12 protein-coding genes and 1 pseudogene are annotated in these 16,942 nt (G+C 66.3%); 2 read left to right on the top strand and 11 right to left on the bottom strand.

The genetic code is table 11. The features are described 5' to 3' along the window. Window positions 1-68 precede the first annotated feature (68 nt). The 10 genes from PO605_RS08140 to PO605_RS08095 form a co-directional block, all read right to left on the bottom strand. Complete coding sequence (locus PO605_RS08140; RefSeq protein WP_047468770.1) at window positions 69-569, bottom strand: copper chaperone PCu(A)C; 501 nt, start codon at window positions 567-569, stop codon at window positions 69-71. Continuing rightward, on the bottom strand, window positions 566-1,804 hold the full coding sequence (locus PO605_RS08135; protein ID WP_047468769.1) for a hypothetical protein: 1,239 nt from the start codon (window positions 1,802-1,804) through the stop codon (window positions 566-568). Before PO605_RS08135 ends, PO605_RS08140 begins: the two co-directional genes overlap by 4 nt. Before the next feature lies 1 nt (window position 1,805). Continuing rightward, a complete protein-coding gene (locus PO605_RS08130) occupies window positions 1,806-3,005 on the bottom strand; it encodes a methanobactin export MATE transporter MbnM (RefSeq protein ID WP_272206229.1) in 1,200 nt (399 codons plus the stop codon). Then, the gene (locus PO605_RS08125; RefSeq protein ID WP_047468762.1) at window positions 3,005-3,952 is read right to left on the bottom strand and encodes an MbnP family copper-binding protein; all 948 of its coding nucleotides are present in this window, start codon (window positions 3,950-3,952) and stop codon (window positions 3,005-3,007) included. Before PO605_RS08125 ends, PO605_RS08130 begins: the two co-directional genes overlap by 1 nt. 149 nt (window positions 3,953-4,101) lie before the next feature. Then, on the bottom strand, window positions 4,102-4,587 hold the full coding sequence (locus PO605_RS08120; RefSeq protein ID WP_046239726.1) for a DUF2946 family protein: 486 nt from the start codon (window positions 4,585-4,587) through the stop codon (window positions 4,102-4,104). A gap of 10 nt (window positions 4,588-4,597) precedes the next feature. Continuing rightward, window positions 4,598-5,065 carry a copper chaperone PCu(A)C gene (locus tag PO605_RS08115; protein ID WP_013803107.1) on the bottom strand — a complete coding sequence of 156 codons (468 nt, stop codon included), beginning with the start codon at window positions 5,063-5,065 and terminating at the stop codon, window positions 4,598-4,600. 99 nt (window positions 5,066-5,164) lie between these two features. Continuing rightward, a complete protein-coding gene (locus PO605_RS08110; RefSeq protein ID WP_047468756.1) occupies window positions 5,165-7,225 on the bottom strand; it encodes a TonB-dependent receptor in 2,061 nt (686 codons plus the stop codon). Between the two features lie 42 nt (window positions 7,226-7,267). Further along, on the bottom strand, window positions 7,268-7,759 hold the full coding sequence (locus PO605_RS08105) for a copper uptake system-associated protein (protein WP_047327172.1): 492 nt from the start codon (window positions 7,757-7,759) through the stop codon (window positions 7,268-7,270). A gap of 34 nt (window positions 7,760-7,793) precedes the next feature. Beyond that, window positions 7,794-9,632, bottom strand: coding sequence for a TonB-dependent receptor (locus PO605_RS08100; RefSeq protein WP_047468866.1), 1,839 nt, complete (start codon window positions 9,630-9,632; stop codon window positions 7,794-7,796). Between the two features lie 312 nt (window positions 9,633-9,944). Beyond that, window positions 9,945-10,304 carry a hypothetical protein gene (locus PO605_RS08095; RefSeq protein ID WP_016445422.1) on the bottom strand — a complete coding sequence of 120 codons (360 nt, stop codon included), beginning with the start codon at window positions 10,302-10,304 and terminating at the stop codon, window positions 9,945-9,947. Window positions 10,305-10,507: 203 nt separating this feature from the next. Here PO605_RS08095 and PO605_RS08090 point away from each other — a divergent pair, with 203 nt between their 5' ends. After that, window positions 10,508-10,867 (top strand): DUF2946 family protein, encoded by a 360-nt coding sequence (locus PO605_RS08090; RefSeq protein WP_016452463.1) that lies wholly within the window; start codon window positions 10,508-10,510, stop codon window positions 10,865-10,867. Between the two features lie 88 nt (window positions 10,868-10,955). After that, a complete protein-coding gene (locus PO605_RS08085; RefSeq protein WP_047468749.1) occupies window positions 10,956-13,130 on the top strand; it encodes a TonB-dependent receptor in 2,175 nt (724 codons plus the stop codon). Window positions 13,131-13,232: 102 nt separating this feature from the next. Here PO605_RS08085 and uca read toward each other — a convergent pair. Continuing rightward, window positions 13,233-16,867 (bottom strand): annotated as a pseudogene (gene uca, locus PO605_RS08080) (urea carboxylase). Between the last annotated feature and the right edge of the window lie 75 nt (window positions 16,868-16,942).

Below are 16,942 nucleotides of genomic sequence, written 5' to 3'. Positions count from 1 at the left end.
TGGTGGCGATTGCAGCAGTTCATGGCTGCATCTCGACCTGTGGGGCACGGCTCCTGCCGCATGTCCGTTCAATGCGGGTGTTGGTGTCCGGATGGCATGCGCTTGGGTTGCTGCACCCAGACCTTGACCTTGTATTCGCCAGCCTTTTCGAACTGCAGCGTCAGGTCGAAGCGATCACCCTCGCGCAGGGGCTGCGTGAGTCCGATCAGCATGAGGTGGTGTGACTGGCCATGGCGCAACTGGACCTCCTGGCCTGCGGGCAGTTCGATGAAGGGCACTTCGCGCATGCGCATGATGTCGCCCTCCATCTTCATCTCATGCAGCTCCACGCGTGTGGCCGCTGGCGTGCTTGCCCCGATGAGCCGGTCGGCGTTCTTTCCCTTGTTCCTGATCCCCCGCAAATACGCCGCCCCGTTGCTGGAGCCGGCGATGGAGGGCGTGGCGTAGGGGTGGTCTATGACCAGGTCTCCCGCCCGGAAGTCATGGGCCCGTGCCGTCAGCGGCAGTGTCAGGGTACAGCCCGTGCCCAGCAGCATTCCAAGCGCCTGGCGGCGAAGCATTGTGGTCATTTCCAGTTCCTTTCCAACAGGGCATCGGGGGTCCAGATCAGCCGCAGGCCTGCCACCGTATGGCCTTTGCCGGCAATGTGCTCGCGCCCGGCTTCAAGCGCGATCAGAACGCTTTTGACGGGGCGCCAGCCGGCCATGGCCGTGAAGCGGCGCGATGGGTTGTTGGGCAGCAGGTTGGCGTCCGTGGCCACCAGCAGGGCGCCCGGCCCGCTGACGCGATTGGTGCTTCTGAGCCATTCCTGGCGGGCACCGAATTCCCAGCGCGCGTGCGGCTGCCAGAGCACCTCCAGCCAGCCGCCCAGCGTGCGGCCCTGGTAGCGGGTGTCGCCGTTCTGGGAATAGAGGTTTCCGCTTTCGCGCCGCCAGATGCCTGCTGCGGTGAGCTGGACGCCTAGCAACGGCGTGGTCCAGGTGGCGCTGGCCCCGGCCAGGTCCACGGTGCCGTCGAAGCAGGTGATGTCGCGCAGGCTGGCGTTGCACTGTGGCGCCGTGTGGATGTGGCCGCTGTTGGAGCGCTGCACATAGGCGCCGCGGCCCTTGGGCTGCATCCGGCTGTAGAAGACGTCTGCCTGCACCGAGGTCCAGGCGGCGCTGGCATGCACGACGGGCGCCCAGGCGGCGTTGTCGCTGCCGGGAAAGCGCCGGGCGCGCCAAAGCCCCAGGTCAATGCCCTGCAGCCAGGACATGGCGCCTTGCAGGTGGGGACGCCAGGCGGCGTTGACGCCATCCTCGATCCAGTCGCCGTTGAAGGCCGCCCGCTTGGCCAGCGGCATCTGGCCGTAGCGGTCGAAGTGCCCGGCACGCGTGAGCACCTGCCCCATGGGCACGCGGTTGCGGCCTGCGCCCAGGGTCAGTTCGGCGTCTGAGCCGCTGCGCGCCTCCATCCAGGCGGCCTCCACGTGGGCTGGGTCGCTGTCGTGCCAGCCCATCGCGATGTTGGCCCCCAGTTGGGGAGATACGCGCAGGCCGGCGCCCAGGGTGCCATGCTCCAGCCGCCAGCCGCGCTGGTCGTCAGGCGTGTCGCCCAGGCCCAGCGTGCCGGCCAGCCTGGGCGCCGGCAAGGTGGAATCGCCATGGAGATAGGCGGCCACCGCCGCCATGTCGATGCGCAGGCCGTTGGTCTGCGGTATGCCGTCATCCAGGGTGTGCGCGGCGGCGCTGCCTGCCGACAAGGCGATGGCGATGGCGATGGCTGCCGCCAGCGGCGTGCGTTGCGCGAGGAAGGTGCGTTGCATGCTATTGGCCTGCCTGCTGTGCAAAGGGATCGGCGAGCCTGGGGTTGGTGAGCAGCTCATGGTCCGTGAGGGTTTTGAGAAAGGCCAGCAGGTCGGCGCGGTCGTCGGCCGTCAGGGCGATCTGGTTGATGAAGTCGTTCTTGTTGGGGTTGGCGCGCCCGTCGCCGGCATGCGGGCCGGACGTGATGTTGCGGCCCCCGGCTGCATAGAACTGCAGCACTTCCTCCAGCGTCGCGATGCTGCCGTCATGCATGTAGGGGCCGGTGACTTCCACATTGCGCAGGCTGGGCGCGCGGAACTTGCCCATGTCCTTGAAGAGCTGGGTCAGTTCGTAGACGCCCCGGTTGGGCTCGGGGAAGGCGCCGGTGCCGCCGATGTTGTAGAGGCCCGTGTTGTGGAACGGGGTCTCGACGATGCGGCTGCCCGCGTGCACGATCTGGTCGTTGAAGTTGAAGCTGCTGTGGCAGTGGAAGCATTCGGCCTTTTCGCCGAAGAACAGGTTCATGCCGCGCTGCTCGGCCGGGTTCAGTGCCGTGCTGCCCTTGAGGTACTGGTCATATTTGCTGTTGCCCGAAAGAATGGTGCGCTGGAATGCCGAGATGGCGTGGATCACATTGCCCCAGGTGATGGGCGCTGCCTGGCCCGGGTAGGCCCTGGCGAAGCGCGGGCCGTAGCCGGTGTCGGCAGCCAGCCGCGCGAGGATTTCCTCCTTGTTGTTGTCGTTGACGCCCATCTCCACCGGGTCCGTGCCGAACAGCGGCGTCTCCATCTGCTTTTCAAGCGTGACCAGCGAGGGGTTGGCCCAGGTCAGCGTGGCGTTGTAGACCACGTTGGCCAGGCTCTGGGCGTTGCGCGGATGTGCGTGCCCCGTGGAGCCCAGTGAGGTCGTCAGGCCATCGGTGAAGGCCTTGGACTGTATGTGGCAGCTCGCGCAGGCCTGCGTGCCGTTGCCCGACAGGCGCCTGTCATAGAACAGAAAGCGGCCGAGCTCGGCCTTCTCTGCCGTCATGGGATTGGTGTCGGGCACCTTGGGGGTGGGGAAAAAGGAGGGCAGCACCCAGGACCAGCCCGTGCTGCTGCCGGAGTCATCGTGGACGGCGGTGTCGCCGCCCCCGCAGCCCGCCAGGGCGATGGCCCCGGCAAGGCCGCACAGGGCGGCGGTCCATGCCGCCACCCGCCGAAGCGAATGGGGCTTGTGCATTACTTGGCCTCGGTACGGAACACGGTCTGGCCGCTGCCTTCATTGATGGAGCGGCCCGTGGTCAGATCGATCTTGAGCGCGCTGAAGATGGGCACGCATTCCGGATCGGTGGCCCCGGACATGCAGCCGGCGGCGCCGCCCAGGTCTTCCTTGACGTTCGAGCCCTGCAGCAGCTGCGCTATGTCCAGCACCACCTTCTGGGTGCCGGCATTGAAATCGCCGAACCCGAAATCCATGCGGTCCGGACGCGCGCAGCTGACCGTCTCGCCGGTCACGGGGTTGCCCGTGCAGCCGGTGGAGCCCAGGTGGACGTAGAAGGTCTTGCCGGGGGCGGCCGGCGCGGGGCGGGCCACGCCGCCCACGGGGTTGACCTCGATCTGGGCGAACTTGCGGCCGGCCTGCCAGGACCAGGCCAGGGCCTGCACATCGAGCGGCTTGGGTGCGACAGCATAGTCGGTGTGGTTGACCGAGGAGGGCACGCCCACGGTCATCTTGATGCCCTTGTACGTGCCTGCGGGCACCGTGCCCCTGACCTGCGTGTTCTGCGCCTGCGTGCCTGCGTCGGCGCATGCGCCGGTGCCGTCCTCCAGGTCGATCAGCGTCACCTCCTTGGTCTGCCAGTCGTTGACGTCCAGGGTGACGGCCACGGCCTCGCCCTTGTCATTGATCAGCGAGACGCCGCTGACGTAAAAGCGCAGGTCATGCAGGTCCACCGTGGCCTGGCTGGTTCCCATGCCGGGGATGGGCGTGCCGCATTTGGCGGGCAGGTTGCCGGCCTTGGCGGCGAACTCGATGGCCACGGGCTGGGGGCCCGTGGGCGTGGTGGGCGTGGTGGGCTGGCCGTTGTCACCGCCTCCGCCGCCACCGCAGGCGGCCAGCAGCAGCGGCAGCGCGGTGGCGATCAGGGCGAGGGGAAAGCGGGAGTTGTCAAAGTAAGTGGTACGCATGGGTAAACGGTTTCTTGGTGCCTGCGCTGGGGCCATGGCTGCGCGCAGGCGTGGGTAACCCTGCAGGCTGCGACACGGGTCGCGGCTTGGCATGGGAAAGGAATTCGGGAATGGGCGACGGCATGCCGCCCGTGCGGCCCTTTCGGGCTTCAGGGAAGGGGAGGCGCCCTGGGGGGAGTGCTCAGCACCACGCGCAGCACGGTGTCCCGCGGGCGCAGGGCCTGGGGCGGCAGCGGGGTGGGAGGCGGCGGCGCGGCAAAGCGCAGGTCCGCGCGGGACACATCAGGAGGGGCATCGCCCACGACCCGGCACAGCGGGCAATGCGCCTGGCCAGCGGCCGTGGTTTGACCATCGGCTTTGGGCTCGCCTGCAGCAGACACCGGTTGCGCCTGCTGCAGTCCCAGGGGCGTGCAGACTTCCATGGCCAGCCGCGCCAGCGGGTCGCCACTGCCCTGGCCCGATGCCAGCACCATCGCCAGGGCAGGGTGCACAAAGGCGAACAGCAGCGCCGCAGCCATCCATGCGGCAAAGCGCCGTCCCTGGTCGCGCCGCTGTCGTGCGCCCGGCAACGCCCACGGCCAGGCGGGTGGCCCGAAGGCCACCCAGCGCTTGATGCGGAAGCTGCTGCAGCGCATGGGCCCTGTGTCAGTGCTTGTGATCGTGGCCCGAGGGCGCCGCCTTGGTGGCCAGCGGGCGTACGGGCGCCTGCACCTGCACGGATTCACGCTTGCCGTCCTTGCCTTCGATGATGAGGGTCAGGGGCACGGTCTGGCCTTCCTGCACCTGCTGCTTGAGGTCCAGCAGCATCACGTGGTAGCCGCCGGGCTTGAGCTCCACGGTCTTGCCTGCTGGCAGCGCGATGGACGGCACCTGGCGCATCTTCATCACGTTGTCCTGCATGGCCATCTCATGGACTTCGACGACCGGCGTCAGGGGCGAAGTCGCTGCGACGAGCTTGCTGTCCTGGGCGGCCTGCAGTTTCAGGAACGCGCCAGTGGCCTTTTGCTGCGGCACGGTGGCGCGCACCCAGGCATCACTGACGCTGACCTGGGCATTGGCGAATCCGCTGATCATGGCGGCGGCGAGGGCAAGCAAACGGACGTGGCGTTTCATGGGTTTCTCCTTCGTTGGCAAAAATGTCGTGTGTGTCGGGTGCGTGCCTGGTGCGTGACTGGTACGCGACTGGTGCGGTGGACGGCTGGAAGGTGTCCATCAGAAGCGCAGGTTCATGCTGGCATAGACGCCGCGCCCGTCGGCGGGCGAGTAGCCCGAGGAGCCGCTGTCATACCAGGCGTAGACGTACTTGCGGTTGGTGACGTTCTTGACCTGCAGGCCCAGGTCCATGGTGTCCGAGAGCCGGTAGCTGGCACCCAGGTTCAGCACGGCGAACTTGCCTGCGCGGCCCTGGGTATTGGTGCGCTCCAGGTAGTAGTCGCCCTGGGCATTGCCCCAGGCCGACAGCTTCAGCCGGTCCGTGGCCTGCCAGTCCACGCCGGCCGAGACCAGGTAGTGCGGCACGTTCTCGATTTCCTTGCCCAGGGTGGCGGGTGCGCTGGGGTCGGGCGCGGTGATGCGCGCCACCTGGTGGGAGTAGGCGATCCAGGCGGTGGTGCGGGCATGGGGCTTCATGTTGAGCTGGATGTCGTAGCCCTTGCGCAGCGTCTTGCCCACGTTGCCCAGGCCGCCCGGGTCGGGCAGGCCGTCCACGCCCAGCACCCGGGCCACCTCGCCCGAGGCGCGCTGCTCCCAGTAGGCCAGGCGGCCGTTGAGCCAGGGCAGGGGAGAGAACTTGACGCCCGCTTCCCAGCCATCATTGATGGAGGGCCTGAGGTTGCGATCCTGCGTGCGGTAGGCGTCGATGCCCGAGCCGATCTGGAAGGTCCGGCCCCAGTTCGCGTAGACGCTGGCCTGCTGGCTCAGGGTGTAGGCGATGCTGATCTTGGGCTGCTTGATCAGGCCGTAGTCATGCACGGGGGCGCGCGTGCCGGCCAGGCGGTCGATGAAGTGGCCATCGACATTGTCGACGCGCAGCGCCGGGATGATCCGCAGGGCTTCGATGGGGCGGATCACGGCCTGCACGTAGGCGCCCTGCGTATGGAGGTCGAAGTCCCAGTCGCGGAACTGCGAGGTCCGCACGCGCTCCGTGGTGCGGTAGCGCTGGCCCAGGTTGCTTTGCCGCTGGGCGTCCAGACCGCCTTCGAGCGTGAATTCATGCGCCCAGGCCACCTTGGGGCGCCAGGTCAGGGTGGTGATGGCGCCTTGCTGCTGCTCGTCGTTGTAGCGCTCCTGCTGCGATCCCGCTGCCGAGAAGCGCACCCAGCGCTGGTTCTCGTACTGGTTGGCGTAGACCTTGGCGGACAGCGACAGCTCGGGCGTCAGTTCGCCATCCAGGTGGGCGCTGAGCTGGCCGGTTTCCCGCTCGCCACGGTCGGCCGCCGCGTAGGCCGGGGAGCTGCGCGGCGCCTTGATGGCTTCTTCGTAGCTGAGGTAGCCCGACTCCAGCGCCTTGTTGCGGTAGTAGCGCGCGATCACGCCGGTGCGCCAGCGGCCATCGTCCGAGGTGTAGAACCATTTGCCGGACAGGGACAGCTTGCGGGCATCGGCATGGTCCCGGTAGCCGTCCGAATCGCGCCAGGCCAGGAAGTAGTTCTGGCTCCAGTTGCCGCTCTCGATGCCCTTGGACACCTGCAACTCCTGGGTCCCGAAGCTGCCCACGGTCACGCTGGCACGGCCCTCGTTGCCGCCCGTGCGGGTGATCACGTTGGCATTGCCGGCGATGTTGTTGAGGCCGTAGCGCGCGTCATTGGTGCCGCGCACGATCTCGATGGCCTCGATGTCCAGCGGGAAGACCGCGTCCAGAAAGGGCATGCCCCCGGCGTTGTCATTGCTGGGGATTCCATCGATCAACAGCTTGACCGCATTGATGCGGCCTTCGCCATTGAAGCCCCGGAAAGAGAAGCGCCCGGCATCCGTGCCCTGCTTGAACTGCGTGACCTGCACGCCGGGCGCCTTGGACAGCAGCTCCCAGCTGTAGTCCACATGCTCGTTCTCCAGCATGTCCGCGCCCACGATGTCCACGGAGCTGAACACGCTGCGTGTGGACAGCGGGCCGGAGGCCTTGGAGGTGATGTGGATGGTGCCCAGCGTCAGGGCGGAGTCGTCCTGGCTCAACGGTTGGGGGGCGACCAGGCCCTGGGCATGGGCCACCGAGGCCAGTGCCAGGGTGATGGACAGGGCCAGCGGGCTGCGCGAGAAGGAGAGGGAGACAGACATCACGTGAGGCAGACGGTGGATGGTGTGGAGGATGCGATCGGCTCAATGGGCCGGATGTGCGGATGGGGGATGCTGGCCCTGCGCGTCCATATGGACCATGCCGTCGAACAGGGACAGCAGGGCGCGGCGCGGGGCGGGCATGGCGGACTCGGCCTGCACGACCTTGCTGGCCAGGCTGCGCGCGGCCGATGCAGACAGGCCAGCCATTGCCAGCATCTTGGGGTCCTTGAGTCCATCGCCGCCACAGACGGCCACCAGCCATTGGCCCTGCGCGTCGCGCCGCAGCAGGGCCCGGCCACCGCGATCGCCTTGTATCCATCCGGCGACCGCATGGCCGCCTTCGATGGAGATGGGCGCGACCTCCAGCCTGGCCTCGGGCTTGTCCCAGGTGGCCATCATGACGCTGCGGATGGCCGCCGCATCAGCCGATCCGGCCGTGGCGGGGGGCGTCGCGCCCGAGGCCGCCGCCATGGCGGGCAGGCCCAGGACCAGGGCCATCGACAGGGCGATGCTGCTCAAAGAAAGATGTCTCATGCGTGCTCCTTGTGCGGGCTGTGCGGGCGGGGGATCAGAAGCTGGCCGCCACGCCGATCTGTGCCGAGCGGCCGGGCATGGGGTAGCCGGGGCGATAGGCGTAGTTGCGGTCGAACAGGTTCTCCACGGCCAGGAAAACCTCTCCCTTGCTGCCCAGGGCAGGCACCGGATAGGCCACTCGCAGGTTGGCCACGGCAAAGCCGGCCACGCGCTCGGTGTTGGCGGCATCGGCGCCCCGCGCGCGGCTCAGCGCCCAGACTGCCGACTGGTACTGCGCATCGAAGGCGACCCGCACCGGGCCGGCCTTGCCATTGACGCCCAGCGTCAGCGCGCGGCGCGGGCTGTAGGGCAGGTTGTCCATGCTGGGGTCCAGCAGCGTCAGGCCGGCAAAGCCCGACCAGCCGCCGCCCAGCGCCTGGCGCAGCGACAGCTCCATGCCGCGCATGGTGTAGCCGCCCAGGTTGATGAACTGCGGCGGGGGCGGGACATTGGGCGGAAAGCCGAAGACATAGCGGTTCTTGACCTTGTCGTGGAAGATGCTGGCGTCAAGCTGCGTGGCCTGCGACAGCGTCCACTTGAAGCCCAGTTCGGCGTGGTCCATCTCCTCGGCGGACAGCTGCTGCCACGTGGAGCCCAGGGCCGGAATCAGCGATGCCAGCAGCGGCGTCTCCAGCCCGGGGTAGTTGATGCCGCGCGACAGGTTGGCGTAGACGGTGAACTGCTCCGAGGCCAGCGACAGGCCCGCATGGGGGGCCGCCTTGGAGCTGAACTGGCTGTGGTCGTACATGCGCAGGCCGGCAGAGGGCACCAGGCTCCATGTCGCCGACAGCGGGATCTCCTGGCTGAGTCCCGCATAGGGGGAGGTGATCCTGAAGGTGGGCGCCTGGAAAAATCCCTGCGGCGCTGGTGCGACGCGGTTGAAAGAGGCATCGCCCGAAATGCGGTCATGGTCCAGGCCTGCAGTGACGGTGGCCCCCCTCCAGGGCGAGAACTGTTCCTTCCAGCGCAGGCCGCTCATGCGGAACTTGTTGATGCTGTCGCCGTCCGGCGCGGGCTGGTCCAGCCAGTCGCCCCGGCCATGGTTGCTGTACAGCTTGAGCTCGCCCCGCCAGTCACCATGCACGTGGGACACGGAGCTGCTGAACATGCTCGCCTTGGTGTTGTACTGGGGGGCCAGCGCTGCAGCGGCAAGCCGTGCGTCGCCAGGGTCCCTGGCCTTGTTGTCCACCTGCAGGAAGCTGGCCGCCACCGACCAGTTCGCATCCAGCCTGTAGCCAATGCGCCCCATGAGGTTGCTGAGCCGGCCATCCGCATTGGCGCGGTGGCCGTCCGAGCGCGCAAAGCCCTGGGCCAGGCTCCAATCCAGGTTGCCGCTTCTGCCCAGCAGACTGGCCTGTTCGGTGAGGGTGCCGTAGGAGCCCGCCGAGATCCTGGCATCCCCGTGCACGCCGTCCTCGGTGGCGCGGCGCGTGAGCAAGTCGATGGAGGCGAAGTTGTTGCCGTTGATCTGGGGCTGCGGGCTCTTGTAGACCGTGATGGACTGCATGCCGTTGACGGGCAGCAGGTCCAGCAGGGGATGGCTCCACAGTCCCATGTAGAACGGCAAGCCGTCCACATAGGTCTTGATCTCGCTGCCGGGCCGGCTCACACCCATGCCGCGGATATAGACGGCGCCGCCCTGATCGCCGCCAAAGGCACCCACGGGGTTGTAGCGCGAGATCTGCACACCGGGCGTGCGGCGCAGGGCCGAGGCCAGGTCCACCGCGTTCTGGTCGCGCAATTGGTCCTGGGCGATCACGGCCGAGTTGGAGGAAAACGCATCCAGCTCCATCTCTTCCACCACGGGGCGGGCATTGACGGTGACGGGGGCCATCTGAGGCTCCTGGGCATGCGCGCCGGCAGCCAGTGTGAGAAGGGCCGAGGCGATGGAGGACCTGTGGAAAACGGCCGGAATGCAGGTGAAGCGTTGGGCAAGCATGGGTGTGCACGCAGTCCGTCTGAACTGCGCAAATCATTGTTGGACGATCCAGGGCAGGCCATTGCCCGTGCGCCGCACCGCCGGCCTGGTCACAGGCGGGCGCAATGGGGGCTTGGGGCAGGCCAGGAAATGACCTCGCAACTGGCGTGGCGCAAGGCCTTGCCATGGTGTCGCGGCCAAGGCAGCCGCGCTATCGATGCGAGGGAATCAGGCCTGTGCGGGAGGCCCGCGGGGCGGAAGCGGCGCGCCGACCAGGGCTGCGATATGGGCCGCTGCAAAAGGATGCAGGGCTGCCGCCAGAGGATGGGGTTGTGCCACCGCCAGGCTGACGGGAGGCAGAGGCAATGCAGGGGCCAGGCACATCGAGCAATCGAGCGTGTGCTGACCTGGCGCCTGGGCCTGGCCCTCGTCGTCAAGAACCACCATGGTGATGGCTCCGCCGCTGGAGCAGATGAACTCCATGGTCTTGGGGTTGACGAAGGGCGAAGCCCCTGCAACACCCAGCGTCAGCAGGAACCACGCCAGGGCGAGGCGCTTCCAGAATGACGATGTGCGAAGGGTGTGCATAGCCCGCGATTATGGCGGCGATATCGGACCGACAGCAACCTTCTTGCGCAATGGCGGATGCAGATCCGGCTCGGTTGATCTTGGTCAAGGCGCTGCCGCCGCTTGAAGGCGGCGGATGGCAAGGCAGTTTTGCATGGAACTCACAACAGCTTGCCAGGCAGTTGCCTCGCTCAACGGGCGATGGCCCCCCATAATGCGTACGCATGCAAACCTTGCGCAACTGCCTGATGCTGCCCCGCCTTGCTTTGGCGTGGTTCATGCTGGCATTGGCGATGGCCGTGGCGTCGCCCATCGTGCATCCGCGCTCCCTGGAAGTGGTTTGCACGGGCAATGGCAGCATGCAGGTCGTCGTGCTGGATGACGAAGGACAGGCGAGTGCCGGCACGCACCACTCGCTCGACTGTCCTTTGTGCCTGGTGGTCACGCCTGCCTTGCTTCACCCTTCGCCGGAGTTTGAACAGCCGCAGCCGTTGGGATTGGCGGTGCAGCCCGTGGAGTCGGCGCGCATTGCCGCGCTGGTGGGGGCACCGCTTCCGCCCAGAGGTCCGCCGGCGCGCGTGTAAGCCTTGTGCGGCGGGCCCCGATGCCTGCCTCACCTTCGCCGCCGGGCCTTGCGGGGCACGGCAGGTCTCACTTGCACGCAAATCGCTCATGACCCGTTCCATTGGCCCCGCGATGCCCGAAGGCATCGTTCACACTTCTTCGTCCACCTTTTTGCAACGTTCTCGCCAGACCCGGGCCGTGGTGTTGCTCCCCATGGCGTTCGCTTGCTCGGCAAGCTGGGGGCAGGCCTCCACAACCCTGGACACCGTCACCGTGCGCTCATCCGGCGACAGCGCCCTGGAGCGCCCGCTGGCCACCGGCAGCCGACTGGATCTCAGCGCACGCGATACGCCCGCCAGTGTCGAAGTGATCACGCGCGAGCAACTGCAGGCCAGGGGAGACACTTCGCTGGTCGATGCAATCACCCGCTCCACGGGTATCACCAGCCTGGGGCATCCGGGCAACAGCGGCAGTTCGCTGTCGGCACGGGGCTTCACCGACACCACGTCGGTCATGCGCTTGTATGACGGCACTCGCCAATATGGCGGTGTGGGCGTGAGTTTTCCCTTCGACACCTGGTCCGTAGACCGCATCGAAGTACTGCGTGGACCGGCTTCCGTGATCTATGGCGATGGCGCCATTGGCGGGGTCATCAATGTGATTCCCAAGAAGCCCACGCGCAGTCCGATACGCAACGAGGTCCAGGCCACGGTAGGCACCGACGGAAAACGCGGCCTGGCCTTTGACAGCGGCGGCGCAATCAATGAGCACTGGTCCTACCGCCTGGATGCCAGTGGCGACCGCGCCGACGGATGGGTTGACCGGGGTGATTCCAGCAACCGCACCCTCTCCGCAGCCTTGCGATGGGATCCGGTGCAGGACTTCAGCGTGCAACTGTCCCACGCGCTGGGCAGGCAAAAGCCCATGCGCTACTTCGGCACGCCGTTGATCAATGGAGTTCAGGATCCGGCGGTACGCGAACGCAACTACAACGTGGCCGACAGCCGCATCCAGTACAAGGACCGCTGGACCGAACTGGCGGCGCAATGGACGCCCTCCAGCAACGTGATCGTGCGCAGCAAGCTCTATCACATAGCCAGCGACCGCTACTGGCGCAACGCCGAGACCTACCTGTACAACGCCTCCACCGGCCTGATCGACCGATCCGGAAACACCGAGATCGCCCATGACCAGACGCAGACCGGCAACACCACGGATGCGACCTTCAGCGGCAGTCTCTTCGGCCGCAAGAACCAGGTGTCCCTGGGCTTCGATGTCAACCACGCGGCATTCCGGCATTCCAACAACACCTATGCGGGCAGCTCCGGTCCGGTGGACCCCTACAACCCCGATCCCGGTCAATACACCAGCTCCATTCCCTTCATTCCCCGCTATCGCAACAAGGCCGAGCAATATGCGCTGTTCGCTGAGGACCGCCTGGAGATGACGGACCGCTGGTCATTGGTGGCAGGTGCGCGGTTTGACCATACAAATCTCTCGCGCCAGGACCTGGTGGCTGGTACGCAGGCCTTCAAGCGCAGCTACTCCAATGCGGGGTGGCGCTTGGGAACGGTCTACCAACTCCACCCCGGCCTGTCACTGTATGCCCAGGCATCCAAGGCGGCGGATCCGGTGAGCGGCCTGCTGATGCTGTCTGCCGCCAACGCCGCTTTCGACGTGTCCACAGGGCGGCAGTTCGAAATCGGCCTCAAGCAATCGTTCTGGGAAGGCAAGGGCGACTGGACGCTGGCGATGTACTCCATCACCAAGAACAATCTGCTCACGCGTGACCCTGCCAACCCCGCGCTGCGCATCCAGGTGGGGCAGCGGTCATCCAAAGGCATGGAGAGCACCCTGTCGATGCAGGTCGCCAAGACGGTCCGGCTGGATGCCAACGTGGCCTTGCTCAAGGCGCGGTACGACGACTTCAGCGAGTCGGTTGGCGGCGTCACCGTGTCCCGCAATGGCAACGTGCCCACCGACGTGCCTGAACGTGTCGCCAATGTCTGGGTGGGCTGGAACCTCGCTTCGAACTGGACACTGTCAGGAGGGCTGCGCCATGTCGGCAAACGCTATGCCGACAACGCCAATACCTTGAAGCTGGGGGCGTACACCACCTTCGATATGGCACTGCAATGGAAGGCCACTGCAGATACCACGCTGACGCTGCGCGGGTTCAACGTTCTGGACAAGCACTATTTCTCCACGGCCTACTACACCACGACGCAGTGGCTGGTGGGCGAGGGGCGGCGTGCGGAGATCACGTTGCATCACCGCTTCTGAAGGCGTAGCTGGCGACGCGAACCCACCTGATACTCCCCATCGCCCAGCCAGCACACCGCGCTGAGCTGAAAAGGTCGGTCTCCTTGAATGCCGCACAGGACTTCAGGAGCCGGCCGGTTGTAACGCTTCGAGCACCATCAACGCATCTCCCGCAGCCACAGCCTTTCCAGCTTGGCAATGCACGGCAGCAATCCTGCCTGCCTGACTGGCTACCACCTGGAACTCCATCTTCATCGCTTCCAACACCAAAAGTGGTTGCCCGGCTTCGACCTCTTGGCCTACTTCGACGAGAAACTTCCAAACATTGCCGGATATGTCGGCAGTGACTGTGTTGGCATCCAAAGGGCCTGCGGCAGATTCAGCCGCGCTTTCGCTCGCATCGGCTTTTACGTCGCTTTCCCAGAGTGCCACCTCGTTCGCGTAGGCCTTGTGCTGTTTCTCCCTGAAGGTGTTGATCTCCTGCGCGTTCTGCGCAAGTTGTCTTTCGTACTCAGCCAGGTCAAACACTGCATCTTCTACGCGTGTCTGTGCCCGCCCCGCGCGGAAGTCCACACGGAACTTGTCCAGCTCAGTCTCGCTGACCGGGTAGAAGCGCACCCGGTCGAAGAAGCGCAGAAGCCAGGGGTCAGCGCCGAACTGGCCATTGCTGAGAAATCTGTTCCAGATCGGCACGGTCCGGCCGACGAGCTGGTAGCCGCCGGGCGAGTCCATGCCGTAGATGCACATGTACACGCCACCGATGCCCACCGTGCCCTCGGCCGTGTAGGTGCGCGCGGGGTTGTACTTGGAGGTCAGCAGCCGGTGACGCGGGTCCAGTGGCACCGCGCAGGGGGCGCCCAGGTACACATCCCCCAGTCCCATGACCATGTAGCTGGCGTCGAACACCGTCTTGCGCACATCTTCGCGACTGCCAAGTCCGTTGATGCGTTGAATGAAGTCCACGTTGTTGGGCAGCCAGGGTGCTTCGGATTTCACCGTTTCACGATAGCGTTGCACTGCGCCCAGGGTGGCCGAGTCCTCGAAGGCCATGGGCAGGTGCACGATGCGGCTGGGCACCTTGATGCCTTCCACGTCTGGAAGCTGTTTTTCCAGCGCGATCAGCTTGCCGATCAGTTCGGACTGCGCGATCACCCGGCTGTCGTAGTGGATCTGCACCGAACGCACGCCCGGCGAGAGTTCCTGCACGCCGTCGACCCTGGCGGCCTTGAGCGCCTCCATCAACAGGTGGATACGCAGCCGCAGACGCAAGTCCAGCACGTTCGGGCCGTATTCCAACAGGATGTACTTGTCGCCAGCCTGGCGATAGGCCACGGCGGGGCGGCTGCCCTCGGCGGGCAATTCGGCCAAGACGCATTGCGAAGCCGTGGCCAGTGCAGTGGACAGGCTCTGAGCGGGTCGCTCGGTCTGCGGGCGCAGCAGGCGAATGGCCTCGTCCTGCGCCTTCTCCAGCGCCAGTGCCTCCTCGAAGCCTATGCGCCGGAAGCGAATCGTGTCGCCCGGCTTCACCTGTCCCACTTTCCACAGTTCCGCTTTGACGATGGTCGCTGCGCAGACGAAGCCACCCAGGCTCGGACCGTCGCAGGTCAGGATCACCGGCGTGTCGCCCGTGAAGTTGATGCTGCCGATGGCGTACACGCAGTCATGCACGTTCGACGGGTGCAGTCCCGCCTCACCGCCGTCGCTGCGTGTCCATTCAGGTTTCGGCCCGATCAGGCGCACACCCAGCCGGTTGGAGTTGTAGTGAACCTGATAGTCGGTGGCGAAGAAGGCCGCCATGCTGTCTTCTGTGAAGAAGTCCGGCGCGCCATGCGGGCCGTAGAGCACAGCGATGTCCCAGTGCTTGCCATAGGCTGGCACCAGTTCATGGGGAGGCGTCGCCGGCACATAGGCGGGGGCTGGCGTGCTGCAGGCGGCCAGGTCGGGCCGGCTGACGGGCAGCACGTCGCCCACGCGCAGCGTTCGTCCTGCGTGGCCGCCGAACTGGCCGAGCACGAAGGTGGATTGCTGCCCAGGTAGTCGGGCACGTCAATGCCGCGCCGGATGGCCACGTAGCTGCGGCACCCGCTGGTGGCCTTGCCGATGCGAAGCACTTGGTTTGCGCGGACGGCGATGGGCTTCCACCAGGGCAGCGGGTCGCCGTTGTCGAGCGTCGCGAGGGCTGGCGCACCGGTGAGTGCAATCACCGCGTTGCCGTGGAACTTGAGCGTCGGACCCTGGAGCGTGCATTCCAGTCCGGCCGCGCTTTCGTGGTTGCCGACGATGCGGTTGGCCAGGCGGAAGGCATAGTCGTCCATCGGCCCGGACGGCGGCACGCCGATGTCCCAGTAGCCGGTGCGTCCCGGGTAGTCCTGGACCGTGGTGTAGGTGCCAGATTCCAGCACCTCGACCACGGGCGAAACGTATTCGTAGCGGTCCAGCAATCGCGTGGACACGGTGCCGGTGACGAACTCCTGGCTCTGCAAAATGCTGCGCAGGTAGTCCAGGTTGGTGGCGCTGCCGTGCAGGCGCGTCAACTCAAGGGCCATCAGCAGCTTGTGGCGCGCTTCCTCTCGGTCAGCGCCGTAGGCGATGACCTTGGCGATCATCGGGTCGTAGTTCGCCGACACCTCGGTGCCGGTCTGCACCCAGGTGTCCACACGCACGCCTTCGGGAAACTGCACGTCGGTCAGCACACCGGGCGCGGGCTGAAAGCCGCGCACGGGATTCTCGGCATAGACGCGCACTTCCATGGCGGCACCCTTGGGTTCAGGCAGGTCGTCGAAGGATGGCGGCTCACCAGCGGCGATGCGAACCATCCACTCCACCAGGTCCAGCCCCGTCACCTCCTCGGTGATCGGATGCTCGACCTGCAGCCGGGTGTTCACCTCCAGGAAGTAGAAGGCATCGCGCGCGCCGTCGTAGATGAATTCCACCGTGCCGGCCGAGACGTAGCCCACGGCCTCGCCCAGCTTCACGGCAGCGGCCAGCAGCGCCTTGCGCGTGGCTGGCGGCAGGTGCGGTGCCGGGGTTTCCTCGACCACCTTCTGGTTGCGCCGCTGCAGCGAGCAATCGCGCTCTCCCAACGCCACGACGCGGCCTTGGCCGTTGCCGAAAATCTGTACTTCGACATGGCGCGCATCGGCGATGAAGCGCTCGATGAACACACCGCTGTCCTTGAAGAAGTTCTGGCCGAGGCGCTGCACCGAATCGTAGGCCGCGATCAGCTCGGCCTCGTTGTCGCAGCGCGAGAGGCCGATGCCGCCGCCGCCCGCCGTGCTCTTGAGCATCACCGGATAGCCGATGTGCTGTGCAGCTGACTTGGCGTCCTCCAGACTTTGCAGCAGGCCGGTGCCTGGTGTGAGCGGCACGCCCGCCGCCTCGGCGATCTCGCGCGAGGTGTGCTTCAGGCCGAAGCGCCGCACCTGGTCCGGTGTCGGGCCAACGAAGACGATGCCCGCTGCCGCACACTGCTCGGCGAACTCGGTGTTCTCGGACAGGAAGCCATAGCCGGGGATCACCGCCTCGGCCCCCGTTTCTCTGGCGATCTCCAGGATGCGGTCGCCGCGCAGGTAGGTTTCCGCCGGGCTGCTACCGCCATCGCTGTTCAAGGGCACGGCCACGTCGGCCGCTGCCACGTGCAGGCTGTCGCGGTCGGCGTCCGAATAGATGGCCACCGAGCGCACGCCCATCTTCTTGAGGGTGCGGGCGATGCGTACCGCGATTTCTCCACGGTTGGCAATGAGTACGGTCTTGAACATGGGCGGACTCCAGGCAATGCAGCGGCCTGGCCTGTCGCGCAGGCCGCTCGAAAAGTAGATGGTCAAAGGGGAGGG

Origin of the sequence: Delftia sp. DT-2 (genome assembly GCF_028401915.1) — a bacterium.
Classification (GTDB): domain Bacteria; phylum Pseudomonadota; class Gammaproteobacteria; order Burkholderiales; family Burkholderiaceae_C; genus Comamonas; species Comamonas tsuruhatensis.
The sequence above is the reverse complement of the archived record's forward strand: the minus strand, read 5'-3'. Positions and strand labels throughout refer to the sequence as shown.